Origin of the sequence: Aquincola tertiaricarbonis (assembly GCF_000969605.1) — a bacterium.
In the GTDB taxonomy this organism is placed as follows: Bacteria; Pseudomonadota; Gammaproteobacteria; order Burkholderiales; family Burkholderiaceae_C; genus Aquincola; species Aquincola tertiaricarbonis.
Map to the genome: position 1 here is coordinate 1 of NZ_JZUE01000022.1, position 26498 is coordinate 26498.

Sequence of the window (26498 nt, forward strand, 5' to 3'; positions counted from 1 at the left end):
CTGCGAGGCGGGCTTGCGGCCGTCGGCCGGGCGCGGCGCCGGGCGGGCCGGGCCGCGGGCCGGCGCGCGCCGGCGGCCGGTCTTGTCGAAGCCCACCAGCGTGGCCGAGAAGCCGAGGTCCACCGCATGCTCGAGCATCGGCCCGTAGCCCTTGTCGTTGGACAGCACCACGAAGCGCGCCGCCGGATTGCGCGAGGCGATGTAGCCCATGTAGAAGGACAGGTGGAAGTCCAGCGCGTTCTTGCCCGCGCGCGAGATGGGCACGCAGGTCACGCGGTCGCCGAAGGCGGTCTGGTCGCGGTCCACGTTGCGCTGGCTGGGCCCGTGGAACAGCCACACGTCGGTCACGTCGGACACCAGCGCGCGGATGTCCACGTCCCTGGGCTGCACGTTCTCCCAGTCCACCAGCACATGCGTCTGCGGCAGCGCGGTGTCCTTGGGGCCCACCGGCACGCCGGGCTTGACCGGCGGATGCTTGCGGGCGTTCTTCACCAGCTTGCGGCCGACCGCGCGCTTGAGGTCCACCGCGGTGTGGTCGGCCACCTGCAGCAGGTACAGCAGCACGTCCGCCACTTCGTCGGAGATGCGCTCCTGCGTCACATGGTCGTGGTGCGCCGCCTGCGACTGCTCGGGCGTCATCCACTGGAAGATCTCGGCCAGCTCGGCGGCCTCGATCATCAGCGCCATGGCCAGGTTCTTGGGCGTGTGGAACGGCTGCCAGTCACGCTCGGCAGCGAACTCGCGCAAGGTGTGTTGCAGCGCGGTCAGGTCCAATCGAAGGCTCCTCGGGGTGCTTGGTCTGTGCCGCCGAGTATCGCCACGAAAAGCCGCCCACGAAAAAGGCCCGCACGGGGCGGGCCTGGGATGCGGAGCGAGGCTGACTCAGCCGGCGCGGCTGCGGCGGCGCGCGATGGTGGCGACTGCAGCCAGGCCGGCCAGCATCAGCGCATAGGTCTCGGGCTCGGGCACCGGCGCGGTGACGTTGCTGATCAGCGAGACGTTGTCCAGCGAGCCGCCCAGGCTGTCGCTCTTGCCCACCGCCCAGAACGACAGCGTGGTGGAGTGGCCCAGCGAGCCCACCACGTCGAAGCTGTAGGTCGTCCACTGGTGGGTGCCGGTGGCGTTGTTGCTGCCCACCAGGGTCACGGGCTTCAGGCCCCACATCACCAGGATGTCGTTGCTGTTGCCGCGCAGGCCGGCGGTGTTGGGGCGGCCGGAGTAGGCGAAGCTCAGCGTGTAGTGCTCGCCGAAGTTGGTGGCGATGGTCTGCGCGATGAAGCTGTTGCCGGTGGTGTCCAGCTCGATGAAGTTGTTGCCGTCGAAGGCGCTGCCCACCACGTTGTTGCGCACTTCGACGCCACGCGGGCCGGCGGCCCAGCCGGCCACGTGGCCGTAGGTGTCCCAGGTGCCGCTGGCCTGGGTGGTGGCCTCGAAGCTGCCATTGGCAACGAGGTTGGTGGCGGCCTGCGCGGCGGTGCCGGCGAAGGTGAAGGCGATGGCGGCGACGAGGGCGGAGACGTGGTTCATGGGGCAGTCCGTTACGCGAAGGGCCGCAGTATGGGAAACCCCCTTCGGAGCCGGTTCCCCCTGAACGAAGGCCCGCGGCCGCGCCCTGCCGCCAGCCGCGAACTAGTGCGCAGGCCGCGGTCTGCAGGCTGTGAACTAGTGCCGCCCAGCTTGCCTAGACAAGTCGCGGCAGCACCACGAAAGGCCGCGACGCACCGCCGCGGGATACTCGGCCTTTGCGGTTGCAGGAGCGTTCCATGAAGTTGCGAGCCGGTTGCGATATCACCGTGGAGGCGCCAGCGCCCTGCCCCAGCATCGGCATGCTGCGCCCGCGCAGCGGCGACGCGCAGTGGCTGGCGCAGGAGAGCTACCTGTTCGAGCCGCACCTGCAGTCGGTGGAATATGCCGACAGCTTCGGCAACCTGTGCCAGCGCTTCGTGGTGCCCGCCGGGCGGCTGCGCATCCGGGTGGAGTCGGTCGTGTACACGCAGGGCGACATCGCGGTGGACGAAGGCGCCGGCGCCACGCCGGTGGCCGACCTGCCGCACGACGTGCTGCAGTTCCTGCTGCAGAGCCGCTACTGCCCTTCGGACAAGCTGGCCGACAAGGCGCAGGAGATCGCGGCCGGCGCGGTGCCGGGCTATCCGCAGGTGATGGCCATCGTCGACTGGATCCGCAGCCACATCGAATACCGCTACGGCGTCAGCGACGCCAGCACCGATGCCGAGGGCACGATGGCCGACGGCGCCGGCGTGTGCCGCGACTTCGCGCACATCGGCATCACGCTGTGCCGGGCGCTGCAGATCCCCGCGCGCATGGTGGTGGGCTACCTGCACCAGCTGGACCCGATGGACCTGCATGCCTGGTTCGAGGCCTTCGTGGGCGGGCGCTGGTACACCTTCGATGCCACGCAGGCCGGCCCGCGCGGCGGGCGCATCGTGCTGGCCTATGGCCGCGACGCCGCCGACGTGGCCTTCATCTCCAACTACGGCGAGCTGGAGACGGTGGAGATGAAGGTGTGGGTGGAACAGGTGCCCGAAGGGGGCTGAGCGGCCCGCGGCCAGCGCGGCTCAATGCACCCGCTCGCCGTCGCGCATCGACTCCACCGTGGCATTGCGGAAGCGCACGATGCCCAGGAACTGGCCGGGGCCGCGGTCGTAGGTCCACTCCTCCATCGGCACGCACTGCGGCGTGATCAGCGGCTGCAGCACCTGGCCGGGCACGGCCGGCAGCGTCCACACGAAGAGCTCGCGGCTGACGCACACCGCCTCGCGGAAAGCGGGCTCGCCGCACTTGCGCACCACCGAGTACTTGGTATCGCCCGGGTTCACCAGCTGGCCGTTGCAGCGCAAGGACTGCGCGCCGGCACCGGCGGCCCACAGTCCGGCCAGGGCAAGCAGCGCGGCACGGGCCAGGCGGGCAGGGGGCAGGCGGGGCATGGCGATGCTCGGCAACCGCTTTCAACGCACCACGATGCCCTGGAGCTCGGGCGCGGGCGGCGGAAAGCGCAGGTCCATCGCACGCAGGCGGGCTTCCAGCGCGGTGGCCACGACCAAATTGCGGTGGGTCTTGGAGTCCGCCGGCACCACCATCCAGGGCGCCCAGGGCGTGCCGGTGGCGCTGATGGCATCGGCATAGGCCCGCTGGTAGGCGCCCCACTGCTTGCGCGCCTCCAGGTCGGCCGGGTCGAACTTCCAGCGCTTGGTGGGATCGTCCAGCCGCGCCTGCAGGCGCTGGCGCTGCTCGCCCTTGGAGATGTGCAGCATGAACTTGACGATGACGGTGCCCGTCTCGGCCAGCGACCGCTCGAAGTCGTTGATGCGGGCATAGCGCAGCGCCGTCTCGCGCGCGGAGATGGTCTTGCCCACCACCGGCACCAGCACGTCCTCATAGTGGCTGCGGTTGAAGACCACCAGCTCGCCCTTGGCCGGCAGCGCCTTGTGGATGCGCCACAGCGGATCGTGGGCGCGCTCCTCGGTGTTGGGCGCGCGCCAGGCCACGGTGCGCACGCCCAGCGGGCTCATGCGGCCGAACACCGCGCGCAGCGTGCCGTCCTTGCCGCTGGTGTCCATGCCCTGCAGCACCACCAGCATGGCGTAGCGCTTGTCGGCGAAGAACAGGTTCTGCAGGTCGTCGAGCTGGATGGCCAGCGCGTCCACCCGCTGCTTGTCATGGTCCTTGTCGCTGCTGGCCAGGCGGCGGTCCGCGGGGTCGATGGCCGACAGGTCGAAGGGCACGCCGGGCAGCGCGTGGGTGAGGTCCTGGAACAGCGACAGCGTGCCGTTGGGTTTCTTGGCCATCGGCCGAGTATGCCCAGCCGCCCGGCCGCCTGCATCGGCGGGGCATAGCAGCTATGCGCCTGGCTGCCTGGGCCGCGCGGCGGTGGCGCCCCAGAATCGTCCGCACAAGAAGCCGGAGACTCGCCCATGCATCCGAACCGCCGCCGCGCCACCGCCTGGCTGGCCGCCGCACCGCTGGCCATGGCGCTGGCGCCATCGCCCGTGCGGGCCGCCTTTCCCGACAGGCCGCTGCGCCTGATCGTGCCCTTTCCGGCCGGCGGCGCGGCCGACGTGATGGCGCGCGGGCTGGCGCAGCGGCTGGGCGAGGAACTGGGGCAGCAAGTCATCATCGACAACCGCGGTGGCGCCGGCGGCGCGCCGGCGGCCGAGGCGGCGGCCAAGGCGGCGCCCGACGGCAGCACCCTGTTCTTCGGCACCATGGGCACCCATGCGATCAACCCGGCGCTGTATCCGCGGCTGCGCTACCACCCGCTGAAGGACTTCGCGCCCATCAGCCTGACGCACATCACGCCGCGGGTGCTGGTGGTGGGCCCGTCGGTGGCGGCGCACGACGTGGCCGGGCTGATCGCGCTGGCCAAGGCAAGGCCGGGCGGCCTGAGCTACGGCTCGGCGGGCAACGGCAGCTCCAGCCACCTGTCGGGCGCGCTCTTCGAGAGCCTGGCCGGCGTGGACATGCTGCACGTGCCCTACAAGGGCAGCGCCCCGCTGCTCACCGACGTGCTGGCCGGCCGGGTGGACATGGCCTTCGACTCGTACACCGTGTACGAGGACCACATCCGCAGCGGCCGGGTCAAGGCGCTGGGCGTCACCTCGCAGCGGCGCATGGAGGCGCTGCCGCAGGTGCCCACGCTGGCCGAGGCGGGGCTGAAGGGCTATGACGTGTCCAACTGGCTGGGCCTGCTGGCGCCGGCCGGCACGCCGCCGGACGTGCTGCGCACGCTGCATGCCGCGGTGGGCCGCGCGATGGCCACGCCGGCGCTGCGCCGGCAGCTGCAGGCGCTGGGCATCGAGCCCACCTTCGGCACGCCGGCCGAGTTCACCGCGCTGATCCAGGCCGAGATGCCGCGCTGGGCGGAGATCGTCAAGCGCTCCGGCGCCACCAGCGAATGAACCGCCCGGCCGCGCCGCGACGGCGGCTGCTGGCGCTGCCCGCGCAGGACGGAGCGCCGGTGGTGATCGACATGGCCATCGACGGCGACGACCACGCGCCCGCGCTGGTGCTGCTGCCCTCGTCGCTGCGCGATTCGCTGGACTGCGACGACGTGGCCACCGCGCTGGCCGGCCACGGCTGGCGCGTGCTGCGGCCGCAGCCGCGGGGCATGGCGGGCAGCCACGGGCCGATGGCGGGCCTGAGCCTGCATCGGCTGGCGCGGGACGTGCTGGAGGCGGCCGATGCGGTGGGTGCGCAGCGGCTGGTGCTGGCGGGCCATGCCTTCGGCCACTTCGTGGCGCGGGTGGCGGCGCAGGCGCAGCCGCAGCGCGTGCGCGGCGTGGCCCTGCTGGCGGCGGCCGCGCGGGAATTTCCGCCCGGCCTCGCCGCCGCGCTGGACACCGCCGCCGATGCACTGCAGCCCCGCGCGCTGCGCCTGCAGGCCCTGCGGCAGGCCTTCTTCGCACCCGGGCATGCAGCCGATGCCTGGCTGCAGGGCTGGTATCCGCAATGGCGCGCGCACTACCGCGCCGCTGGCAGCCAGCCCCCCAAGCCGACCTGGTGGCCGGTGAGCCCGGTGCCGCTGCTGGACCTGCAGGCCGCACAGGATCCCTGGCGGCCGCCCGCCACGCGCGACGAGCTGCGCGCGGCGCTGGGCGAAGCGCTGGTGACCACGGCCTTGATCGACGATGCCAGCCATGCGCTGCTGCCCGAGCAGCCGCAGGCCGTGGCCGAGGCGGTGCACCGCTGGGCGCGCTGCCTGCCGGCCTGACGGCAGCGCCGCTTCAGCCGCCGCGCAGGCCGATGCCGCAGCCCGCGCCACCGGGCAGCGTGAGGGCCCCCTGCACCACCGGCAGCGGCTCGAACGGATCGTCCAGCAGGTGCAGGTGCTCGCCCAGCTCGCAGGCATGCGGCAGCTGCCGCACCACGCTGGCGGCCTGCAGGCTCATGGCCTGCAGCAGCGCCGGGCCGAAGGCTGCGCCCACCCGCACGGCCACGCCGCCGGCTTCGCACACCTGCACCGCCTGCAGAAAGCGCCGCAGCCCGCCCAGCTTGGTGACCTTGAGGTTGATCACGTCAACCATCCGGTCGGCCACCAGGCGGAACACGTCGTGCACCGTCTGCGCGCTCTCGTCGGCCTCCACCGCCACCGGCAGGCTGCGGGTGACCAGCGCCAGGCCGGCCCAGTCGGCCGCCGGCACCGGTTGCTCGATCAGCGCGATGTCGTGCCGCTCCAGGCGGGCGAAGGCCGAGATCATCTGCTTGGCGCCGTAGGACTGGTTGGGGTCCAGCGTGAGCGCCACCCCCGGTCCCACCGCGCTGCGCACCTCGGCCACGCGCTGCGCATCCAGCGCGGTGTCGCCGCTCAGCTTGAGCTTGAGCTGCAGGTAACCCTCGGCCGCCAGCGCCGCGGCCCGGGCCGCCATCTCGGCCGGTGGCTTGATGGCCAGGATGCGCGACTGCGCCACCCGGCTGCGCTGCGCGCCGCCCAGCAGCACGTGCACGGGCACGCCCAGCCGCCGCGCCAACAGGTCGTGCAGCGCCATGTCGATGGCGGCCTTGACGCTGGCGTTGTAGTTGAGCGTGGCGTCGATTTCCTCCACCAGCGCGCCGATGTCGTCCACCCGCCGGCCCACCAGCCGCGGCGCCAGGAACTCCAGCGAAGCGCGTGCGCCGCTGCCCTGCGTGGTGATGGCCGGGATGGCATGCGCATAGCCCAGGCCGGCGTGGCCGTCGTCGTCGGTCAGCGTGAGCAGCCATCCCTCGAGCTGCGGCACCTGCGCCCGCGCGAACTTCCAGCTCGGGTCCTGTAGGCGCTGGGTGCAGGGCGTGATGCGGGCATCGGCGATCAGCATGGCCGCGACCTCACTCCAGCGTGATGTGGCCCTTGGCGACCACCTCGCGCCACTTGTCCGATTCGGCCTGCATCTGCGCGCGGAACTCCTCGGGCGTGGAACTGAGCGCCACCGCGCCCTGTTCCAGCAGCTGCGACTTGAACTCGGGCGAGTTCACCGCGGCCACCACCGCGTCGCGGAACTTTTTCTGCACCTCGGCCGGCAGGCCCTTGGGCCCGATGACGCCGTACAGGGTGTCCATCTTCACGCCGGGCAGGCCCAGCTCCTGCGTGGTGGGCACCTGCGGCGCCTGCGGCGCGCGCTGGCTGCCGGCCACCGCCAGCAGCTTGAGCGTGCCGGCCTTCACATGCGGCAGCACCGGCAGCAGGTCGACCATCGCGAACTGCACCTCGCCGCCCAGCACCGCGGTCACGGCCGGTGCCGCGCCCTTGTAGGGCACATGCTGCACGTCGATGCCGGCCTGCTGCTTGAGCAGCTCGAAGCCGATGTGCGGCGTGGTGCCGGGGCCGGCGGAGCTGTAGTTCAGCTTGCCCGGCGCGGCCTTGGCGGCCTTGACCAGCTCGGGCAGCGTGGCCGGGCCCACGTCCTTGCCGGCGATGATCACCGCCGGAATGCGCGCCACCAGCGTCAGGTACTGCACGTCGCCCAGCGAATACGGCACCTTCATCAGGTTGGGCATGCCGGCCAGCGGGCCCGGCGCCACCAGCGCGAAGGTGTAGCCGTCGGCCGGCGAGCGCAGCACGTCGGCCACGCCGATGGTGCCGCCGGCACCGGCCTTGTTGTCCACCACCACCGTCTGCCCCAGCGCCGTGCCCACCTGGCGCGCCACCAGCCGGGCCACGGCATCGGTGGGGCCGCCGGCCGAATAGGGCACCACCAGGCGGATGGTCTTGGCCGGCCAGGCCTGGGCCTGCGCGGCGGGCGTGCCCAGCAGCAGGCAGGTGGCGGCAGCGGCGGCAGCCAGGCAGGTGGCACGTCGGGTCTTCAACATCGCTCGTCTCCTTCTTGGGATGGCCGCAGTGTGCGCACCGCCTGCCGCCCGGGTAAGTCGCCGCAGGCGCAATTCAGCTATGCGGCCTCCGCAATGCAGCTATGCCGCCGGCCCGGCTGGCTCGGCGGGCAGGCCGTTCCTAGAGTGCGTCGCACAACGACACCACCCTGGAGACAAGCCTTGACCTCAGCCTTCCGCCCCGCCCCGTTCAGCGCCACCGCCACCGCCCTTGCGCTGTCGGCCGGTGCCTGCCTGCTGCTGCCCGCCATCGCCGCCGCGCAGGCCGGACCCGCTCCGGGCGTCATCGTGTACGGCCTGATCGACGGCTGCCTGGCCCGCGCCGACCTGGGCAGCGAGCGGCTCAACGCCGTCAACAGCGGCTGCCTGTACGGCAGCCGGCTGGGCTTTCGCGGCACCGAGGAGCTGGGTGGTGGCCACCGCGCCGGCTTCACGCTGGAAAGCGGCATCACCATCGACAACGGCCAGCTGGCACAGGGCGGCCGCATCTTCGGCCGCAAGGCGCTGGTGTCGCTGTCGGGCCCCTGGGGCACGCTGGAGGCGGGTCGGGACTACGGCCCGGCGTTCTACCTGGTCCAGCCCGTGGACCCGATGGCGCTGGGCATCGGCACCGCCAGCAGCAGCATCTGGACCGGCGCGGCCAGCACCACCGCGGCGCGCAACGACAACGTGGTGAACTACCTCTCGCCCACCTGGGCCGGCATGTCGCTGCGGCTGCAGGCCACGGCCGGTGAAGGCGGCAGCGGCGGTGCGCGCAAGAGCACCGGCATGAACCTGCTATGGCGCCAGGACGGCACGCTGGCCGGTGTCTCGTACGCCCGGGTGGCCAATGCGGCAGACACCGACCACGACAGCGCCACCACCGCGGCAGTCAGGCACGAGTTCGGCGCCTGGTCGGTGGCGGCCATCGTGCAGCAGGGCGCATGGGAGGCCTCGCGCACCGCGGCCGCCCCGTCCAGCACCAGCAGCGTGTTCAGCCGCACGTACCGCAGCTGGCTGGTGGGCGGCTCGGTGCGCACCAGCGGCGTGGGCAGGGCCAGCCTGTCGGTCAAGCGCTACGACGACCGCACCGCGCGCAACTTCGACTTCACGCAGGTCAGCGTGAACTACGTGCATTCGCTGAGCAAGCGCACCGACCTGTATGCCGGCTACAGCCGCCTGGGCAACGGCGCGCGCACCAGCTATGCGGTGTCCGATGCCACCGGCGCCTATGCCGGCGTGGAGGCCGGTGCCACGACCTCGCTGCTGGCCGCGGGGGTCAAGCATGTGTTCTGACGAGACGAGGGCCACGGCCGCGGCCGGCCTGCCGCGCCGCCGGCTGCTGCAGGCCTCGGCGGCCATCGCGCTGCTGGGCACCACCGGCACCCACGCCGCCGATGTGTGGCCGGGCAAGACCTTGCGCATCGTCGTGCCGCTGGCACCCGGCGGTTCCGCCGATGCCATGTGCCGGCTGGTGGGCAACGCACTGGGCCGCGTGCTGGGCACCACCGTGGTGGTGGAGAACCGGCCCGGCGCCGGCGGCGTGACCGGCCTGGCCGAGGTGGTCAAGGCCCGGCCCGACGGCAGCACGCTGGGCTACTCGCTGGCCGGCGCGCTCACGGTGGCGCCGCACATCGCGCGCAACATGCCCTTCGACCCGCTGCAGGACCTGGCGCCGCTGACGCAGGTGGTGGCCGTGCCCGAGGTGCTGGTGGTGCATCCCAAGACCGGCGTGCGCACGCTGGCCGCGCTGGTGGCCCAGGCCAAGGTCGCGCCCGGCCGGCTCAACTTCGGCTCGGCCGGCAATGCCACCGTGCCGCACCTCGGCGGCGAGCTGCTCAAGCGCGAAGCCGGCATCGACATCGTGCACGTGCCCTACAAGGGTTCGGGCCCGGCGCTCAACGACCTGCTGGCCGGCCAGGTGGAACTGATGGTGTCCGACATCACGCTGGTGCGGCCGCACATCGCGGCCGGCCGCCTGGTGGCGCTGGCAGTGGCCGGGCCCGAGCGCGTGGCCGAGCTGCCCGACGTGCCCACCGCGGCGCAGGCCGGGCTGCCGGGCTTCGTCATCAGCAACTGGCACGGCATGGTGGCGCCGGCCGGCACGCCGCCGGAGCGGCTGGCCCGGCTGCAGCAGGCGGTGGCCGAGGCACTGCGCGCGCCCGAGGTGGCAGCCCGCATCGACCAGGAGGGCGCGCAGGCCGTGGCCAGCACGCCGGCGCAGTTCGGCGCCTTCCTGCGGGCCGAGAGCGCCCGTTCGGCCGCACTGGTGAAAGCCCTGGGCATCCGCTGGGAGTGAGGCCGCCAGGGCCGGCGCAAAATCGCCGGCCCGAAGCCGTACCCCCGTTGCCTGCCGATGCAGACCCCCAAGCCCACCGGCATCCAGCTCGACATCGCCGCCGACCTGCACAAGTGGCGCACCTTCCTGGCCATCGGCGAGCTGGGCAGCCTGACCCGTGCCGCGCTGTTCCTCGACAGCAACCAGTCGCTGCTGAGCCGGCAGCTCAATGCGCTGGAGCGGGAATGCGGCACCCGGCTGTTCACCCGCACCGGCCGCGGCGTGGAGCTGTCGGAGGTGGGGCGGCGCATCTTTCCGCAGGTCAAGGCGCTGCTGGCCGATGCCGAGCAGCTGGAGCGCGAGATCCGCGGCGATGCGCATGAGCTGGCCGGCCGGGTGACGGTGGGCTCGCTGCCTTCCATCGGCTCGCCGCTGGTGGGCCGGCTGTTCACCGAAATGCGCGCGCTGCATCCGCGGCTGCACCTGAAGATCCTCGAAGGCTCGAGCGGACAGGTAGAAGAGTGGCTGGCCGACGCGCGGGTGGACATCGCCATCCTCTACCGCTACGGCGCCACGCTGCCCGAGCACGAGGAAGCGCTGGCCACGGTCGACAGCTACCTGATCGGCCCGCGCGGCGACCGCCTGACCGCCGCGCCCGAGCTGCCGCTGGCCGCCCTGCACGAGCTGCCCTTCATCCTGCCCAGCGCGCCCAACGGCCTGCGCACCGCGCTGGATGCAATGGCGCGGCAGGCCCGCATCACGCTGGCCCCGGCCATCGAGGCCGACAGCCTGCCGCTGCAGAAGCTGCTGGTGGCGCAGGAGCGCCTGTACACCGTGCTGCCGCTGCATGCGGTGTGGCAGGAGCTGCAGGAAGGCCGGCTGCAGGCCGCCCGCATCGTCGATCCGCCGCTGCAGCGCAGCGTGTCCATGGCCATGGCCCGCCAGAAGGGCCCGGCCAAGGCGGTGACCGCCGTGGCCGCGCAGATCGTGCGCATCGTGGGCGACATGGCGCGCAGCGGGATGTGGCGCACCAGCGATGCCGACGCCGGCATAGCTGGCTTGCCGCCCGCCCGGTAGCCGCCCGCGGCGGCGGGCGATAAGCTGGCCGGCACCGCCAGTTGTCTAGACAGGACCCCGCCCCGCCATGCCCCGCATCACCCTGCCCCATCCCGACACCATGACGCCCGAGCAGCGGCGGGTGCACGACGGCATCGTCAACGGGCCGCGGGGCCGCATCCAGGGGCCGCTGCGCGCGGCGCTGCACAGCCCCGAGCTGGCCGAGCGCTGGTCGGCCCTGGGCGCGCAACTGCGCTACGGCACCGGCCTGAGCCGGCGGCAGGCCGAGCTGGCCATCCTGGTGACCGGCCGGGCCAGCCGGTCGCCTTTCGAGTGGTATGCGCATGAGCAGGAGGCCCTGAAGGCCGGCATCGATCCCGCGGTGATCGAGGCGCTGCTGCAGCAGCGCCTGCCCGAGGGCCTGGACGAGACCGAAACGGCCATCGTGCAGGCGGCAATGGAACTCAAGCGCCTGCACTCCATCACCGACGCCACCTATGCCCGCGCCCTGTCGCTGCTGGGCGAGCGCACGCTGGTGGAGCTGGTGGCCCTGGTGGGCTACTACACCATGGTGGCGATGACGCTGAACGCCCACGAGATCCCGCTGCCCGAAGGCGTGGCCCCGGCCTTCGCACTGCCGCAGCATGACGAGGCCCAACGATGACCGGCTGGGACTGCCATGCCCACCTGTTCGGCCCCTACGGCCGCTATCCGCTGGCCGCGGACCGCAGCTATACGCCGCCCGAGGCGGTGCAGGAAGGTTACGCGGCGCTGCTCAAGCGGCTGGGGCTGGGCCGCGGGGTGCTGGTGCATCCCAGTGCCTACGGCAACGACTTCTCGCTGCTGCTGGACACGCTGGCCGAGCGGCCGGCCTGGCGCGGCGTGATCGTCACCCGGCCGGGCGAGCTGCCCACGCTGGCCGGCCTGCATGCCCGCGGCGTGCGGGCCGCGCGCTTCAGCCAGCGCAGCGGCGCGGGCGGCAACTTCGCCGGCAGTGCCTCCTTCGACGACCTGCTGGCGCTGGCCCCGGCCCTGGCCGATGCCGGCCTGCATGCCGAGCTGTGGACCGACTGCGCCGCCCTGCCCGCCCTCGCCGACCGGCTGCGCGCACTGCCGCTGCCGGTGGTGATCGACCACATGGGCGGCTTCGACCTGGCCGCGGGCGTGTCGCAGCCCGGCTTCCAGACCTTGCTCGCGCTGCTGGCCGAAGGCCATGTGCATGTGAAGCTGTGCGTCTACCGCAACCTGCCGGGCCTGGCCTTGACGGCCGAGGCCGGCGAAGCCGCCCTGCCCTTCCTGGCGGCGATGCTGCAGGCCAACCCCGACGCGCTGGTGTGGGGCAGCGACTGGCCCCACCTGCGGGTGCAGCCGGTGCCCGATGCAGCGCAACTGCTGGCCTGGATGAAGGCCGGCGCCGGGGACGATGCGCTGGTGCGCCGCATCCTGCAGGACAACCCGCAGCGGCTCTATGAGTGATCAGAACACCGCATGGTCGCCGCGCTGCGGTGCGGGCGCGCCCGCGGCCAGCGCGCGGTAGCAGTCCAGCAGCGTCTGGCTGCCGGTGGACGGCGTGGCGGCCGCGCTGTAGCGGCCGGTGGCTTCATCCAGCACCAGCATCGATTCGGTGGCGTAGTAGCGGCCGATGCGGGCCAGCTCGGCCTTGGCTGCCAGCGTGGGCGAGAGCCGCCCGCCCACCGCCAGCGCGCCCACGATGCCGTCCAGCAGCGCCACCGGCACCTGCCGGAAGCGCGGCGTGCGGCCGAACAGCTCGAACAGCCACTCGCCCTGCTGCCGCGGCGTGATGGCCTCGCCCGGCCCGCCGATGGGCAGCACCTTGTGCTGCCGCGCCGGGTCGGTCAGGCAGCCGGCGATGTAGCGGCCGAGGTCGTCGTCGCCGATGGGCTTGCAGGCCGTGAGCGTGCCGTCGCCGAAGACCAGGAACGGCCGGCCGCTGCGCACCCGCTCCACCTGGCCGCACAGCGACTTGAAGAAGGCCGTGGGCCGCACGATGGACCACACCAGGCCCGAGTCGCGCAGTGCACGCTCGAAGGCCAGCTTGGCCTGCTGGAAGGCCAGCAGCGGCTTCTGCACGCAGATCGCCGACAGCAGCACCATCTGCCGCACGCCGGCCTGCCGTGCCGCGGCCAGCGCCAGCACATGGGCGCGGTGGTCGATGGCCCAGGCATCGGCCGGCGCACCGGTGCGCGAGGCCAGGCAGGAGACCAGCACGTCGAAGCGCTCGCCGCGGAAACCGTCGCGCCACAGCGAGCCGGCATCGGTCACGTCGCCGAAGCGTACTTCGGAGCCGGCCAGCAGCGCCGGGACTCCAGCTGCATCGCGCCCGGCCCGTGGGCGCACGAAGCACACCACCGCATGGCCATCGGCCTGCAGCGCACGCAGCGTGGCCCGGCCGATGGTGCCGGTGGCGCCGAGCAGGAATACACGCAGGGGCTGCACCGTGGGACAAGGCAGTGGCGCCACCGGAGGGTGGCCGGCCGAGTCTAGGCCGCCGTGCCCTGCTGCGCAGCCCGGCCCGGCCCCAGGTGCGGGTCAGTTCACCCGGCCCACCACGCCGGTCTTCAGGCTGCCGGGCTGGTAGACCAGGAACGGCCGGTCCACCGACAGCACCTCCAGCACCGCGCCGGTGTGGGCACTGCCCAGCGCCGGGCCGGTCCAGCGCAGCATGCACTGGCCGTTGGCCGCGGTCTGGCACAGCAGGGTCTGCAGGCCCACCACGCGCGCACCGCTGTGGATGCGCAGCACGCCGTACACCACCGCGCCGGGCACTGCCGCGCGCTTGTCGTCGGCCAGTGCCACGGTGAACTGCGGCGCCCACTGCACCGAGCCGGCCGATGGCCGCACCGCGGTGCCGGTGATGGCCGCCACGCTGGCCACCGGTGCCGCCGGCTGGGCCACCTGCGCCTGCCGGGAGCCGGCCAGGCTGTCCATCATCTGGGCGCCGCTGAGCCCGGTGACGGCGAAGCCGATCCGGCTGACGGCGCCCCAGGGCACCGCGGCGCTGGTGACCCGGCAGCTGCCGCTGGCCGCGGTGGTGCAGCTCAGCTCCGCCGGCATGCTGGAAAAACGCGCGGCCACCTTCACGCCGGGCACCGGCTTGCCTTGTGCGTCCTGCACCTGCACCGTGGCATGGGCCGTCCAGGCACCGATGAACGGCACCGCCGTGGCCAACGTGATGCTGCCGGTGCGCAGTGCCACCGAGGGCGCCGCCGGCACCGCTGGCGCGGCAGGCGCCGCCGAAGGCGCGGCCGCGGTGCCGGCATGCAGCAGGCTGCGCGGTGTGCCGGGTTGGGCGCTGGTCAGGCCCAGCACGGTGTTGGGCGTGGCGTCCTGCAGCAGCAGCTGCCGCACCTGGGCGGCCGTGGCCGTCGGCTGCGCCTGCAGCCACAGGGCCGCCGCCCCGGCCACGTGCGGCGATGCCATCGAGGTGCCGCTCATGACCGCCAGCGCCGAGGTGGACGCGATGCCGGCCGAGGCGATGGACGAACCGGGCGCGAACAGCGCCACGCACGAACCCCAGTTGGAATAGGCCGCCTTGGCATCGGCGTTGTCGGTGGCGGCCACGGTCACCAAACCGGAGGCGCGGCCGGGCGACTGGGTGCACGCATCCACGTTGCTGTTGCCGGCCGCGGCCACCACGCTGAAGCCGGCGGCCACCAGCCGCTGTGCGGCCGCGTCCAACGATGAAAAGGCCGGCCCGCCGATGCTCATGTTCACCACGCCGGGCCGCGAGCCATGAGCGGCGATCCAGTCCAGCCCGGCGATCACCGCGCTGCTGGAGCCGCTGCCGCTGCAGTCCATCACCCGCACCGGCACCACGCTGGCGCCCGGGGCCACGCCCACCGTGGCACCAGCGGCGGTACCGGCCACATGGGTGCCGTGGCCGTGGCAGTCGCGGGTGCCGTTGCCGTCGTTGATGGCGCTGAAGCCGCTGCGCAGCCGGCTGCCGAACTGGGCATGCGGGCTGACGCCGGAATCCACCACATGCACCGTCACGCCCTGCCCCGTGTAGGCATTGCGGAAGGCGCCGTCGAAGGCACGGGCGCGCTGGTCGATGCGGTCCACGCCCCAGGCCCGGGCGTCCAGCGTGCGCACCGTGGGCGCCGTCTGTTCGAGCGTCAGCGGCCGGTCCAGCTCCACCGCATCCACGGCCGGATTGCGCGCCAGTTCGTCGGCCACGGCCTGGGCCTGCCGCCACGGCACGCTCACGACGAAGCCTTCGATGGCATGCGCGAAATGCTGGCGCACCGCCGCATCGGGCGCCAGCCGGCGGATGGACAGCGCGGTGACTTCATCGGCGGCGGTGGCCACCGCACTGGCCTTGGCCGAGAGCTCACGGGCGCGCAGTGCACTCGCGTCGCCCGATTCGCCATGGCCCGTGGCGCCGGCCATCACCGCGCGGCCGGGGACTGGCGGCACCGCGGCTGGATTCATGCGCACGACCAGGCGGGCTTCGTCGGTGGCCTGGCCGGCCAGGGCGGCCTGCTCGGCCTGCACGGCCGCCTCGGTGCCCGGCTGCCACAGCACGAAGCGGCGGTCCGCCACGGCCGCCGACGGCAGCGGCGTGTCCGGCGAGGGCGCGGCGGCGGAGGCGGCACCGTCGGGCTCGCCGCTGCCGCAGGCCGCCAGCAGCACGGCGGCGGCGCAGGCGGGCCACCAGGCAGCGCGGCGGCCGCGGATCGATCGGTGGGGGGAAGAAGCAGAGGTGGCCATCGCGCGCTCCGGAGTTGCAGGGCGAGGACCGACGCTGGAACAGTGGCGGCGCCGCACGGCAACTGCCCACTGGCAACCCCGCTACCGTGCACCGCAGTGCCTTAGGCCGGAGGCTTTGCGTCCCGGCCTTTCGCGCCGGTTTGCCCTCGGCCGGAACTGTATCCACCTGTGACATGAAGGCAAGCCGGCGCGCGTGATCGACGCCACGGCGCCGGCCGGGCCGGCGCCCGGGTCAACCCTCGGTGGGCGCCGTCTGCAGGAAGGAAGCGCGGGAAGCGATGCCCTGTTCCCAAGCCGCCAGCCGCGGCGCCAGCGCACGCCAGCCGAAGGCATCGAAGCGATAGTCGAGGTAGCCCAATGCGCAACCGATGGCGATGTGGCCGATGCCGAAGGGTGCTGCCTCCAGCGCGCCCGCTTCCTCGTCCAGCAGCGCCAGCGTGGCCCGGGTCTTGAGCGCGAAGGCCTCGACCAGCGCCGGCAGCGGCTGGGTCCGCTCGCGCTCGTTGCGCCACAGGATCAGCACGTCGAGCAGGCCGTCGCCCAGGGCCTGCCAGCGCAGCGCCTGCCAGCGGTGCTGGCCTTCCGGCGGGAACAGGCGGCCGCCGCCGGCCACGGCATCGAGGTATTCGCAGATCACCGGCGAATCGAACAGCGTGCGGCCGTCCTCCAGCACCAGCGTCGGGATCTTGCTCAGCGGGTTGTCGGCCATCAGCGCCGCATTGGGCTGCAGCATCGCCGCCACCGAGCGCACCCGCTCGACGCGCGGCAGCAGGCCCAGTTCATGGGCGCAGACCATCACCTTGCGCACGTAGGGCGACTTGGGCGACCAATGCAGTTTCATCGTCGTCATGGCCGCCATCATCCGATGACACCCTGCGCGCGCAGCGCGGCGATGTCCTCGGCCTCGTAGCCCAGTTCGGACAGGATGTCGTCGCTGTGCTGGCCCAGCAGCGGCGGCGCGGCGGGCACCTTCAGCGTGGCTTCGGCAAAACGCATCGGGCTGCCCACCTGCGGCACGTCCACGCCGGCCGGGTGCGGCACATGGCGCAGCAGGCCGCGCGCCACCACCTGCGGATCACGGAACACGTCGGCCACCGAGTTGATGGCGCCGCAGGGCACGCCGGCCGCATCCAGCGCCGCGATCAGCGCGCTGCGCTGCCAGGCGCCGAACAGCTCGCTCAACATCGGCGCCAGCACGCCGATGTGCCGCACCCGCTGCGCATTGGTGGCAAAGCGCTCGTCGGTCGCCCATTCTGCGCGGCCCAGCACCTGGCACAGCTTGTTGAACTGGCCGTCGTTGCCCACCACCAGGATCACGTCGCCATCGGCGCAGCCGAACACGTCCTGCGGCTGGATGTTGGGATGCGCATTGCCGTTGCGCTGCGGCACCTTGCCGGACACCAGGTAGTTCATCGCCTGGTTGGCCAGCGCGGCCACCTGCACGTCCAGCATGCCGATGTCGATGGCATCGCCGCGGCCGGTGAGGTCGCGCCGCGACAGCGCCGCCAGCACCGCCACCGCCGCATACATGCCGGTCATCAGGTCGACGATGGGCACGCCCACCTTCTGCGGCCCGCCGCCCGGGCGGCCGTCGCGCTCGCCGGTCACGCTCATCAGGCCGCCCATGGCCTGGATCAGGAAGTCGTAGGCCGGCTGGTCGCGCCGCGGGCCGGTCTGGCCGAAGCCGGTGACCGAGCAGTACACCAGGCGCGGGTTGATGGCCCGCAGCGAGGCTTCGTCCAGCCCGTAGCGGGCCAGCGTGCCGGCCTTGTAGTTCTCCAGCACGATGTCGCATTCCAGCGCCAGCTCGCGCACGATGCGCTGGCCTTCCGGCGTGTCCAGGCTGACGGTGATGGAGCGCTTGCCGCGGTTGACGGCCAGGTAGTAGCCGGCCTCCTTCGTGTCGCGGCCTTCGGCGTCCTTCAGGAAGGGCGGGCCCCAGCTGCGGGTGTCGTCGCCCGCGCCGGGGCGCTCGACCTTGATGACCTCGGCGCCCAGGTCGGCCAGGATCTGGCCGGCCCAGGGCGCGGCCAGGATGCGGCTCAGGTCGAGCACCTTGACGTGCGACAGCGGGCCGCCGGCGGCGGACAGGGTGGCTTCAGCTTGACTAGACAAGTTCATGCCCCGTTCAACGGCCCGTGAACACCGGCGCGCGCTTCTCGCGGAAGGCGGCCTGCGCCTCCCGGGCATCGTCGGTCTTGCCGATGGCCGCGGTCATGTCCTGCTCGTAGCGGTAGCCGTCGCGCAGGCTCATGTCCTCGATCACGTTCAGCGTGTGCTTGCCCATGCGGGTGCTCACCGGGCTCTTGCTGGCGATGGCCGAGGCGATCTCCATCGCCGCGGCCATCAGCTCGGCCGGCGGCACGCAGGCTTCCACGATGCCCAGTCGGTACAGCTCGGGGCCGCCCACCCGCAGGCCGGTGAGCGCCATGCGCCGCAGCCGCGAATGGCTGAACAGGCGCATCGCATGCCGGGCGCCGCCCAGCAGGCCCACGTCCACCTCGGGCAGGCCCAGGCTGGCCGTCTCGCTGCAAAGCAGGATGTCGCTGGAAGCCGCCATCGCCAGGCCCGAGCCCAGCGCCGCGCCGTTGAGGGCGCACACCACCGGCTTGGCGCATTCGCGGATGGCATGGAAGCATTCGCGGGTGCGGCGCGAATGGGCCGGCAGGTCGCCCGGGCCCTTGATGACCTCGGCGCGGCCCTTCAGGTCGGCACCGGCGCAGAACACCTTGCCGGCGCCGGTGAGCACCACGGCGCGCACTTCGTCCAGCTCGCTGATGCGGTCCAGCGCCAGCGTGAGTTCGTCGTTGAGCGTGCGGGTCAGGGCATTGACCGGCGGCGCATCCATCGTGAGGGTGGCCACGTGTGCCTCGATGTGCACATGCAGCTGGGTCAGGTCGTTCATCGGGGGCTGTCTCCGCGGCTCGGGCGAGCCATGCGGGCAGCTTAGACAGGCGGGCCGCCGCGGCCCATCCCCGCCGCGGCAGAGCTGTTATGCGCTTTGCGGCAGCGCTGATCTACTGGGCTGCCCGCCGGGAACATGCCAGCGACGAGGAGATGGCCCGCAGCCTGCAGGGCATCTGGCGCCCCGAGCACCTGTTCCCGTCGCGCAAGGGGCTCTATGCGTCCGACTTTGGGTGAGCGGCGAGACCGAGCGCTGCGCGAACCGGGCGGCGCAGGCGCTGCGGCACTACTCACCAGCCAGTCGGCGCTGGGTACGTACTTCCGCCGCCGGTACGCGCACATGGACAAAACCAAGGCCGTGACAGCGGCTGCGCACAAGCTGGCGCGGCTGATCTGCAGCATGCTGACCAAGGGCGAGGAAGATGCCGATCAAGGCCAGGCCTACGACGAAAAACGCTACCGGCAGCGCGAGCTCAACAACCTCAACAAGCGCGCGCAGCAGTTGGGCATGACGCTGTTGCCAACCGCGCCTGCGGCGCAGGCGGCTTTAAGAATCCGTTGCGTGTCAATCACTTATGGTGGGATTCTTGAGAGACGGCGTTCGGCGCTGCCGGTACGTCTTGGCCACTTGCAACAGCACTTAGGAATGCAAACAGTTCGCTGGCCACCTCGTTCGCGCGCAGTGAGCGAGCAACCAACGCTACGTTCAGAGAGACGCCAAAAGTCTCCTGAGACCAGCGCGCTACCTGCGTAAAGACGATCTTGCCGGGTGCGAGAGCTAGCTTTCCATCAGGCCTGGCCCAAAGCGGCAGCACAAGGTTCCGAGCAGCCTGATTGGCGGCCGCAATACCCGATGCTCTGTCATCCAGGAAGAACTCGTTAGCGAAGTTGTCAATCACCGAGTCTTTCTGACCTTCAAGCAGAGCCGCGAGTTTCGCTTCAACCTCTTCCAGTGTTGGTGCAGCTGACCCCTTCGGGATGCGCGCGGAGATGACGCGCTGCAAAGCAGACGGAACCAGTATGTAGTTCTCGATCTCCTTGCGATTCCAGATATGTAGCTTGATCCCGATTTCGCTCGCTTGATCGTAGCGCCTCGATTTCTGTGCTGGGGTGTGAAAATCTGAGTCGAGTACACAGTACACGGCAATGTTCTGCCCGCCCGAGTTCCGTAGAAGCATGGAAGAGCCAACTGCCTTCTGCCAGCCGTTCCATCCGCCGATTGCCATGTATGGGACCGCTGTGAGCCCATCTTGATCGTTTGAAAATAGCACGTCGAAGATGTCGGCAAGCAGCCGGAAGTCGTTCCCCTCAACGAAAAGGCTTCTCCGGGTGTGCCAAAGCCTTGCAAGCTGAAGGTTGTGGGCACTGCCGATTCTGTCTAGAACCTGTTGAGCCGCAGGAAACGAGGCCGCGAAGGTTGACGTGGGGTGCTGCCGGTCGAGCACGAGGATTTGTTCAGGATTGACCTCAGACATGATCTCAACTGAGTGCGTTGTCAGGATCACTTGTGGTCGATGTTGCCGGAGGTAGCGAATCAGGCGCCGCTGCAAGTCGGGGTGCATGTAGACATCTGGCTCATCGAGGATGACGGTCGCGTCCGACTCGATTCGCGCGAGGAACCACATCGTTTGCAGCCACATCTGGAGCCCATGGCCCATCGCTGACAGTTCGGCCACGTAGTCGTCGTTGCGAACAAGAAGCGCGAGGTCTTCTCCCTGCTTGCCCCCTTCGCCGATCAGCTCCAAGACTTGGAGCCCATGCCACGTGTCGGCTGCTAAGCGGCGAAACGCGTCCGCGCGATCCTGCACCAGATTGATTTGGTTCCGGAAGTGCCGTGGAGCGAGCGCAGAAGACAGATTGCGTCGGACGTACTCCGCACCAAGAATCTCTTCTTTGCGTTCGACAGGCGCTACCTGCGGCATGATCTCCACGCGGGGTAGCCCAACCTCGCGGGCGCGGGCTCGGTCCTTAACCACCGCTCCGTTTCGATCAAGCAGGGCGGCGTGCAGCTTTCCGGCTGGCCCCAGGTAGATGCGGAGCATCGCGCCAGAGACGAACGTTGCTTCGATGATTGCCGGAGGGTCTTGGTCCCGGTGGAAGAGGTTCTCGGTGTTGAACTCCATCCCTTCAATGGATGGAGCGATTCCCAGCTCTCGAAGCGGCACTTTGACATTGCCCCAGTTCACCGGCGGCTTAATCGCGAGAGTAAAGAAGCGAGCGGACGCGATTGACACTAGCCGGAGAGCGTCCACGAGTGTCGACTTTCCAGCGTTGTTCTTTCCGACGACTACAGTGCAGTCCCGAATCGGCAAAACGTGGTCGTCGAAGCAGCGAAAGTTTTGGAGGCGGATCTGCGCGAGCATGAGTCGTGTTTGTGCCGTCTATCGTCGAAGTTCAGCGGGCGCCGAAGGCGGCCTCTGCAATGACCGGTTGGACGAAGCCGCTACGCGGAGCAACTCCGAAGGGACTGCCCGCGAAGGGCCGATTGCTCCGCTGAATTGTCCCGGAATGTCGCCGCTCACGCGATCCATTCTGATGTGTGAGACCGAGCAACTCAGCGAGGACATTCCATCATCATGGCGGTGCCGATCGACAAAGGGCTTCAGGACTCGATGCGGCGGTCGAGCGAAGCAAAGATGGCACCGTAGGTCAGACCGGCGGCAGGCAAGCTCGATAACTCGCAAGTTCCTAAGGCACGTTGAGCGAATGTAGCCCTGCCGAGCGGTTCGTGTCTGGAACCTCGGCCAAAGCGCCGGAAAAAGCCCACCTGTAGATGTGCAGTCTGCTCCTTGTCAAGGTTGTCATCCGCGCTGCGCCTTCGATTCGAAACCGGTTCGAAATCAATTCACACCGTTGTCCGAGTGGGGAGTCCCTGCAGAAGCGTTAGGCACCACCGCTCGCCTTGATGAAGGCTTCAACGGTTTCGACGACCGTTCTTGCCTTAAAGACAAGTCCAAGATCGATCATTTCTTGTTGTTCGGTCATTGGCCGTGTTTGTGTAGGCACTGGCACGGCAATGATTTGGTTGAGCTGCGTACGAAAGAACACTGCCGTGACAACTCCCACGAAGAGCACGCGCGATCCGATTATGGAGTTGCCTCTTTTGTCGGTGATCATGCCTTGGTTAAGCACAAAGACTGGACTACCACTCGACCCGCCAAAGACTGATGCGTCGATCACGAATCGTGGGGTTCCTTCGAAGTCGATGGACATCGGAGAAGCGGTAGTCCCTCGGCGAGCAACCGGGAGAAGGTTCCTGCTGTCCCAAATGCCATTTGGATAGCCAATGAAAGTCACTGATTCAATGGCGTCAAACTGCTCTTCTTGCTCCTTTGTTGGCAGCATACCCGAGTCAATAAATCTGTAGAAGAGATCGACGCTATTGTTCAGCTTAATGTGGGATTCAAGCGGCAAGAACGGTGTGATCGCGATGTCCACATTCGGCGATGGGTGGCCAAACCAGAAGTTCGCCCAGTTTTCCACATCCAACCGAAAGCCCGTCCCCAAGTTCGGCTCGTCACCCTTTCGTTGATGAAAAGTGAGCGACCCACGTTGCATTCCATTGACGACATGCTTATTAGTGACCACGAATGGGGCGTGCTTGTCATCTCCAAGCTTGTAGACGAAAAGAAAGCCAGTGCCGGATCCCTGGGCACCATTAGAGGCGACGGTGTCTATGCGAACGGTCGTGAAAAACAGGTTCTCTGCGAGCGAGTCGACTTTCATCGTGGTGCCTAACTTGATCTGGAGCGCAAAGTGCTCCGCGCAATCGTATACGCCCCACATTCCGTCAGGCGTATCCGGCTACGCCTGTAGGCGACGTCTGTTGCATGGCAGACGCCGCAGCGGACGATGCCGCCGCCAAATCGGGTTGATCCGCCGCCTCACTCGCCCGCAAGACAGGCACGGCAGCAGCAGCGGCGCGGATGGCGCCCTGCCAGTCTCACCTGCCCCGCTCGCGCTGCCGCACGTGTGCGCACCGGGTGCGCAGCATCACACCGACGCAGCCACCGCCGCTGAGTTTGCTGCGTTGGGCGTCAGCGCGCAGCCTCCGGCACCGGCGCGGCGCCCCCCATCAGCGCCGCCAGGCGACGCAGGCTGCCCTGCCCGTCGTCCGGCATGGCCGACGACAGCGCGGCCGACGCCGCGGCCGGCGGCGCCATCAGCGCGGGGTAGTCCTTCATCATCTGCGCGCCGTACAGCGGCTTGTAGGCGCCCTGGTGGCAGGTGGCGCAGTTGACCTTGGCCACGTCGCGGTTGGGGCCCAGGCGCTCCAGCGGAAACACGTCGGTCAGCGGCTCCAGGTACGAGACGTTGAGGTCGCGCACCAGGCGGATGCCGTAGTACGAGGTGACCCGCTGCGGCGAGCTCTGGTCCCACTGTGCGAAGGAGCGCGAGTTGTGGCAGAAGGTGCAGTTGACGCCCAGCGACTGGCTCATGTGCATCATCAGGCCGTAGGTCCACTCGGCCTGCTTGGTGCTTTGGCGGTTGCCATGCGGCAGCGCCTCGGTGCCGATGACGCGGATGTTCTCCGCATGCTGCAGGAAGGGCGAGAACGGATCGTTGGGCAGCGAGGCATAGGCCGCCGTCTGCGCCGGCGCGTTCTGCCCCGCCTTGTTGCCCACCAGGCTGCGGGTGGCGGGCGAGCCCAGCGGCTCGAACCAGCTGTTGGTGGGCACCGGGTTGCCCCGGTGGCAGGTGTAGCAGGTGACGCCGGTGCCGGCCACGTGGTTCTTCCAGTCGGTGTTGATGTGCTGCGTCATCTGCAGCATGCGCCGCGCCACCACCTTGGTGTAGACCGAGTCGTCGGCCAGGTTGGCCGGGTTGTGGCAGTACACGCAGCCCTGGTCGGGGGACACCCACTGCGTCATCGCCGTCATGGTGCGGGTGAACTCGCCCACGCTCAGGTCGCCCAGCACCTTCACGTTCTGGAACACCTGCGAGGCCTTCGGGCCGTCGGGCGAAGCCGGCGGCAAGGCCTCCGGCGCGGTGTTCACCGCGGCCTGCTTGGCCAGCAGCCGCGGGTTGTAGACCTGCTCCATGCCGGCGCCGCGGTAGCCGGTCTGCACCGTCTCCACCGGCGGGCGCTCGCAGCCGGCCAGCAGCAGCGCCGCGGCGGCCGCCAACAAGGGGTATGTGGTGCGCTTCATGGCTTGACCCCTTGCAGCAGCGCCGGATCGGTCACCGGTGCGAAGACTTGCGGATACACCGGCGCCACGCCGTGCTTGACCGCCCACAGGAACCAGTTGTCCACCACCGTGCCGGTGAGCAGGATGCCGATGCCGCCCGTGAGCGGGCACAGCACCGCGAACCACCAGGCCCAGCGGTGGATGGATTCCATCGTCGCGTTGAAGCCCATGGTCCAGCGCCAGAACAGCGCCGCACGTTCGGTGGCGGTGCCGCGGTCGGTGATCTGCTCGATCTCGCGCTCGCCCCCGAAGCGGCTGACCGCCAGGATGGTGGCGCCGTGCATCGCGAACAGCAGCGTGGCCCCGTACAGGAACACGATGGACAGCATGTGGAACGGGTTGTAGAACAGGTTGCCGTAGCGCAGCGAGAAGGCCGCCGTCCAGTCCAGGTGCGGAAACAGCCCGAAGGGCACCGCCTCGCCGAACGAGCCCATCAGCACCGGCCGGATGATGCCCAGCACCAGCATCAGCCAGATGGCCGCCGCAAAGGCCCAGGCCACGTGCGTGCCCATCCCCAGCGCGCGCGCCCTGCGGTACATGCGGGCCCACCACAGCAGCACCGAGGTGGTCATGCACAGGCCGGCCAGCAGCCACCAGCCGCCTTCGTTGAGCGGCGGCAGCGTCAGGCCGTAGGCCGGTGGCGGCGGCTCCAGCGCCAGCCAGGGCAGCTGGCGCACGAACTGGATCGGGTCCCAGCCGACGCTGGCCCACATGTTCAGCCCGATGATCTCGAAGGCCGCGAAGCCGAAGATCAGCGAGGCGATGCCCAGCCAGCCCAGGTAGATGGGCCCGACCTGCGCATCGCCCAGCTTGCCCAGCCAGTGCGAATGGGTGGCGCCGCTGTCGCGTTCATGGTCGTCGCGGCCCAGCGAGATGCCGGGATAGGCGGCGCCGGCCACCTGCACGCGGGTGAAGAGGTTCTGGTACTCGGCCATCACGGGTCTCCTTCAACGCCACACCGGCAGGTTGAGCCACCAGGTCCACCACTCGGGCCAGCCGCGGGTCCAGAAGGGCCCGCTGATGACGATGCACACCGCGCTCCAGAAGCCCGCCGACAGCGCCAGGAACAGGCCCAGCCGGTGGATGCCCAGCGTGCCGATGGAGTAGCCGATGGCATCGCGGAAGAAGGTGTTCTCGTGCTCGGCCGTCTTCACCTTCTCGCCCTTGGCAGGGCAGGTGGACGACAGGATGAGCGCCCCGTGCAGCGACAGTGCGAAGGTGGTGGCGAAGAAGAAGCTCACCGCCAGCATGTGCGCCGGGTTGTAGTGGAAGTGCAGGTACTGGTAGCCGGTGTTGGACACCCAGTCCAGGTGGCTGATGATCCCGTACGGGAAGCCGTGGCCCCAGGCGCCCAGCAGCACCGGCCGCACCACCACCAGCGACAGGTAGGCCAGGATGGCGAAGCCGAAGGCCACCGGCACGTGGTAGCCGATGCCCAGCTTGCGGCAGATTTCCACCTCGCGCAGCGCCCAGGACACGAAGGCACCGATGGCACACACGGTGATGAGCTGCCACAGGCCGCCCTCCATCAGCGGGGCCATGCCCAGGCCGTAGCGCAGGTCGGGCGGCGCGATGCTGATCTGCCAGAGGTTCCAGGTCGGCCCCTGCGAGGCGCCCCAGATGATGAGCAGCGTGCCCACCAGCGAGAAGAACGCGGTGGTGACGCCGAAGAAGCCGACCCAGAACGGGCCGACCCAGAAGTCGAACAGGTCGCCGCCGATCAGCGTGCCACCGCGCACGCGGTACTTTCTTTCGAAGCTCAGCATGGCCATGGGGGCACCCTCTTTCTCGTTCGACGGCGGGAAGCCGGGGTGCAGGCGCGCCGGGAGGCGGCGCCTGCGGTCGTGCGCTGTGCGGCGCCGCTAACGCGGCGTGGGCGCGGGCATGGCGGAGTTCTGCGTGGCCACCGCCTTGGTGGGCCCGTCCAGCCAGTTGAACTTGTTGGTGGACAGCAGGATGAAATGGATCAGCAGCGCCAGCACGAACAGGAACACGAACAGTGCTACCAGCGCGCGGCGCGGATCGAACAAGAGCCAGATACGCCACATGGTGGGCCTCCTTCAATCGAGATGGGACATGAAGGTGTACACGGCCGCCCTCACCGCACCGAACAGCGATGCCTCGCCCTCGGCCCCCGGCAGCCAGCCGCGCCAGGGCAGCATGAGCAGCTGCGCCAGCAGGGCGAAGACCAGCAGCACGACGAAGCCCGCGAGGAAGACGCCGGCCGTGGCCAGCGAGTCCCTGGCCGGCGCCGCCGCGGGCGTGTGGTGGTGGGTGAGATCGGTCATGGCAACCCTCCCGTCAAGGCACTAGAGCCAGGGACGCCACATCCACACGAGGATGTGGGCCACGATGGCCACGGCCGTGAACCCGACGAAGCTCGTCATGAACACGCCGTGGAATTCCTTCGCTTCCTGTTCGGTCAGGCCGGAAAGCGAGCCGCTTCTGGGATCAAGCATAGGGATGGTTCCTTCAGGTGCAGTGGCCTTGCGGCCGATGGTCTTGCGACCGGCACCGCGCGAAAGCCCGCGCGGCAAGGG

28 protein-coding genes, 1 pseudogene and 1 riboswitch are annotated in these 26498 nt (G+C 70.1%); of the genes and pseudogenes, 9 read left to right on the plus strand and 20 right to left on the minus strand.

The genetic code is table 11. The annotated features are described in order from the left end of the window. From VO99_RS31435 to VO99_RS21140, 3 genes and pseudogenes are all read right to left on the minus strand, one after another. A partial coding sequence (locus tag VO99_RS31435; protein WP_232315459.1) for a PIN domain-containing protein occupies positions 1-492 on the minus strand: 492 nt, incomplete at its 3' end. After that, a pseudogene (locus tag VO99_RS31440) lies at positions 469-774 on the minus strand (nucleotide pyrophosphohydrolase); the annotation flags it as partial. The pseudogene VO99_RS31440 and the gene VO99_RS31435, both read right to left, overlap by 24 nt. Positions 775-882: 108 nt before the next feature. After that, positions 883-1527, minus strand: coding sequence for a PEP-CTERM sorting domain-containing protein (locus tag VO99_RS21140; RefSeq protein ID WP_046114922.1), 645 nt, complete (start codon positions 1525-1527; stop codon positions 883-885). Positions 1528-1763: 236 nt separating this feature from the next. On the opposite strand from VO99_RS21140, the gene VO99_RS21145 reads away from it, so the two are divergent. Further along, a complete protein-coding gene (locus tag VO99_RS21145; RefSeq protein WP_046114923.1) occupies positions 1764-2555 on the plus strand; it encodes a transglutaminase domain-containing protein in 792 nt (263 codons plus the stop codon). A gap of 21 nt (positions 2556-2576) precedes the next feature. On the opposite strand, the gene VO99_RS21150 is transcribed toward VO99_RS21145, so the two are convergent. Both VO99_RS21150 and VO99_RS21155 read right to left on the minus strand, forming a co-directional pair. After that, positions 2577-2945: a DUF2845 domain-containing protein gene (locus tag VO99_RS21150; protein WP_052736528.1), complete on the minus strand. Its 369-nt coding sequence runs from the start codon at positions 2943-2945 to the stop codon at positions 2577-2579. Positions 2946-2966: 21 nt separating this feature from the next. Beyond that, positions 2967-3806, minus strand: coding sequence for a PPK2 family polyphosphate kinase (locus VO99_RS21155; protein ID WP_052736511.1), 840 nt, complete (start codon positions 3804-3806; stop codon positions 2967-2969). Between the two features lie 126 nt (positions 3807-3932). Between VO99_RS21155 and VO99_RS21160 the strand changes: the two genes are divergently transcribed. Together VO99_RS21160 and VO99_RS21165 are read left to right on the plus strand one after the other, a co-directional pair. Then, positions 3933-4916 carry a Bug family tripartite tricarboxylate transporter substrate binding protein gene (locus VO99_RS21160; RefSeq protein ID WP_046114924.1) on the plus strand — a complete coding sequence of 328 codons (984 nt, stop codon included), beginning with the start codon at positions 3933-3935 and terminating at the stop codon, positions 4914-4916. Further along, positions 4913-5728, plus strand: a complete 816-nt coding sequence (locus VO99_RS21165; RefSeq protein WP_052736512.1) for an alpha/beta fold hydrolase — start codon at positions 4913-4915, stop codon at positions 5726-5728. Before VO99_RS21160 ends, VO99_RS21165 begins: the two co-directional genes overlap by 4 nt. Positions 5729-5741: 13 nt before the next feature. Here VO99_RS21165 and VO99_RS21170 read toward each other — a convergent pair whose 3' ends face one another. Beyond that, the gene (locus VO99_RS21170; protein WP_052736513.1) at positions 5742-6812 is read right to left on the minus strand and encodes a mandelate racemase/muconate lactonizing enzyme family protein; all 1071 of its coding nucleotides are present in this window, start codon (positions 6810-6812) and stop codon (positions 5742-5744) included. 10 nt (positions 6813-6822) lie between these two features. After that, positions 6823-7803 carry a Bug family tripartite tricarboxylate transporter substrate binding protein gene (locus tag VO99_RS21175; protein WP_046114925.1) on the minus strand — a complete coding sequence of 327 codons (981 nt, stop codon included), beginning with the start codon at positions 7801-7803 and terminating at the stop codon, positions 6823-6825. Positions 7804-7983: 180 nt separating this feature from the next. On the opposite strand from VO99_RS21175, the gene VO99_RS21180 reads away from it, so the two are divergent. The 5 genes from VO99_RS21180 (at position 7984) to VO99_RS21200 (ending at position 12610) form a co-directional block, all read left to right on the plus strand. After that, the gene (locus VO99_RS21180) at positions 7984-9096 is read left to right on the plus strand and encodes a porin (protein WP_046114926.1); all 1113 of its coding nucleotides are present in this window, start codon (positions 7984-7986) and stop codon (positions 9094-9096) included. After that, a complete protein-coding gene (locus VO99_RS21185; protein ID WP_052736514.1) occupies positions 9086-10099 on the plus strand; it encodes a Bug family tripartite tricarboxylate transporter substrate binding protein in 1014 nt (337 codons plus the stop codon). Before VO99_RS21180 ends, VO99_RS21185 begins: the two co-directional genes overlap by 11 nt. A gap of 57 nt (positions 10100-10156) precedes the next feature. Further along, positions 10157-11155 (plus strand): LysR substrate-binding domain-containing protein, encoded by a 999-nt coding sequence (locus VO99_RS21190; protein ID WP_052736515.1) that lies wholly within the window; start codon positions 10157-10159, stop codon positions 11153-11155. 67 nt (positions 11156-11222) lie between these two features. Next, positions 11223-11798, plus strand: coding sequence for a carboxymuconolactone decarboxylase family protein (locus tag VO99_RS21195; RefSeq protein ID WP_046114927.1), 576 nt, complete (start codon positions 11223-11225; stop codon positions 11796-11798). After that, positions 11795-12610: an amidohydrolase family protein gene (locus VO99_RS21200; protein ID WP_046114928.1), complete on the plus strand. Its 816-nt coding sequence runs from the start codon at positions 11795-11797 to the stop codon at positions 12608-12610. Before VO99_RS21195 ends, VO99_RS21200 begins: the two co-directional genes overlap by 4 nt. On the opposite strand, the gene VO99_RS21205 is transcribed toward VO99_RS21200, so the two are convergent. The 5 genes from VO99_RS21205 to VO99_RS21225 all read right to left on the minus strand — a co-directional run bounded on the left by VO99_RS21205 (position 12611) and on the right by VO99_RS21225 (position 18770). Then, positions 12611-13591, minus strand: coding sequence for an NAD(P)H-binding protein (locus VO99_RS21205; protein ID WP_232315438.1), 981 nt, complete (start codon positions 13589-13591; stop codon positions 12611-12613). Positions 13592-13684: 93 nt separating this feature from the next. After that, the gene (locus VO99_RS29135; protein ID WP_052736516.1) at positions 13685-15865 is read right to left on the minus strand and encodes a S8 family peptidase; all 2181 of its coding nucleotides are present in this window, start codon (positions 15863-15865) and stop codon (positions 13685-13687) included. A gap of 68 nt (positions 15866-15933) precedes the next feature. Beyond that, a riboswitch (cyclic di-GMP riboswitch) is annotated at positions 15934-16020 on the minus strand. A 77-nt stretch (positions 16021-16097) separates the two neighbouring features. Further along, a complete protein-coding gene (locus tag VO99_RS21215; protein ID WP_232315441.1) occupies positions 16098-16715 on the minus strand; it encodes a glutathione S-transferase family protein in 618 nt (205 codons plus the stop codon). Between the two features lie 8 nt (positions 16716-16723). Further along, the gene (locus VO99_RS21220) at positions 16724-17986 is read right to left on the minus strand and encodes a CaiB/BaiF CoA transferase family protein (protein ID WP_046114931.1); all 1263 of its coding nucleotides are present in this window, start codon (positions 17984-17986) and stop codon (positions 16724-16726) included. A gap of 7 nt (positions 17987-17993) precedes the next feature. Further along, the gene (locus tag VO99_RS21225; protein WP_046114932.1) at positions 17994-18770 is read right to left on the minus strand and encodes an enoyl-CoA hydratase/isomerase family protein; all 777 of its coding nucleotides are present in this window, start codon (positions 18768-18770) and stop codon (positions 17994-17996) included. A gap of 89 nt (positions 18771-18859) precedes the next feature. Here VO99_RS21225 and VO99_RS30430 point away from each other — a divergent pair, with 89 nt between their 5' ends. After that, positions 18860-19006: a hypothetical protein gene (locus VO99_RS30430; RefSeq protein WP_157039685.1), complete on the plus strand. Its 147-nt coding sequence runs from the start codon at positions 18860-18862 to the stop codon at positions 19004-19006. Positions 19007-19338: 332 nt separating this feature from the next. On the opposite strand, the gene VO99_RS21230 is transcribed toward VO99_RS30430, so the two are convergent. The 8 genes from VO99_RS21230 to pufB all read right to left on the minus strand — a co-directional run bounded on the left by VO99_RS21230 (position 19339) and on the right by pufB (position 26417). Further along, entirely contained in the window at positions 19339-21132 is a 1794-nt protein-coding gene (locus VO99_RS21230) for an ATP-dependent nuclease (protein ID WP_083440804.1), read from the minus strand. Between the two features lie 520 nt (positions 21133-21652). Then, positions 21653-22495 (minus strand): trypsin-like peptidase domain-containing protein, encoded by an 843-nt coding sequence (locus VO99_RS29715; RefSeq protein WP_083440815.1) that lies wholly within the window; start codon positions 22493-22495, stop codon positions 21653-21655. Positions 22496-22806: 311 nt separating this feature from the next. Beyond that, the gene (gene pufC, locus VO99_RS21235) at positions 22807-23919 is read right to left on the minus strand and encodes a photosynthetic reaction center cytochrome PufC (RefSeq protein ID WP_083440805.1); all 1113 of its coding nucleotides are present in this window, start codon (positions 23917-23919) and stop codon (positions 22807-22809) included. Next, positions 23916-24893 carry a photosynthetic reaction center subunit M gene (pufM, locus tag VO99_RS21240; protein WP_046114934.1) on the minus strand — a complete coding sequence of 326 codons (978 nt, stop codon included), beginning with the start codon at positions 24891-24893 and terminating at the stop codon, positions 23916-23918. Before pufM ends, pufC begins: the two co-directional genes overlap by 4 nt. A 12-nt stretch (positions 24894-24905) precedes the next feature. Next, complete coding sequence (pufL, locus tag VO99_RS21245; protein ID WP_046114935.1) at positions 24906-25730, minus strand: photosynthetic reaction center subunit L; 825 nt, start codon at positions 25728-25730, stop codon at positions 24906-24908. Between the two features lie 90 nt (positions 25731-25820). Continuing rightward, positions 25821-26006, minus strand: a complete 186-nt coding sequence (pufA, locus tag VO99_RS21250; protein WP_046114936.1) for a light-harvesting antenna LH1, alpha subunit — start codon at positions 26004-26006, stop codon at positions 25821-25823. A 12-nt stretch (positions 26007-26018) separates the two neighbouring features. After that, positions 26019-26246, minus strand: coding sequence for a hypothetical protein (locus VO99_RS21255; protein ID WP_046114937.1), 228 nt, complete (start codon positions 26244-26246; stop codon positions 26019-26021). Between the two features lie 21 nt (positions 26247-26267). Then, complete coding sequence (gene pufB / locus VO99_RS21260; RefSeq protein ID WP_046114938.1) at positions 26268-26417, minus strand: light-harvesting antenna LH1, beta subunit; 150 nt, start codon at positions 26415-26417, stop codon at positions 26268-26270. Between the last annotated feature and the right edge of the window lie 81 nt (positions 26418-26498).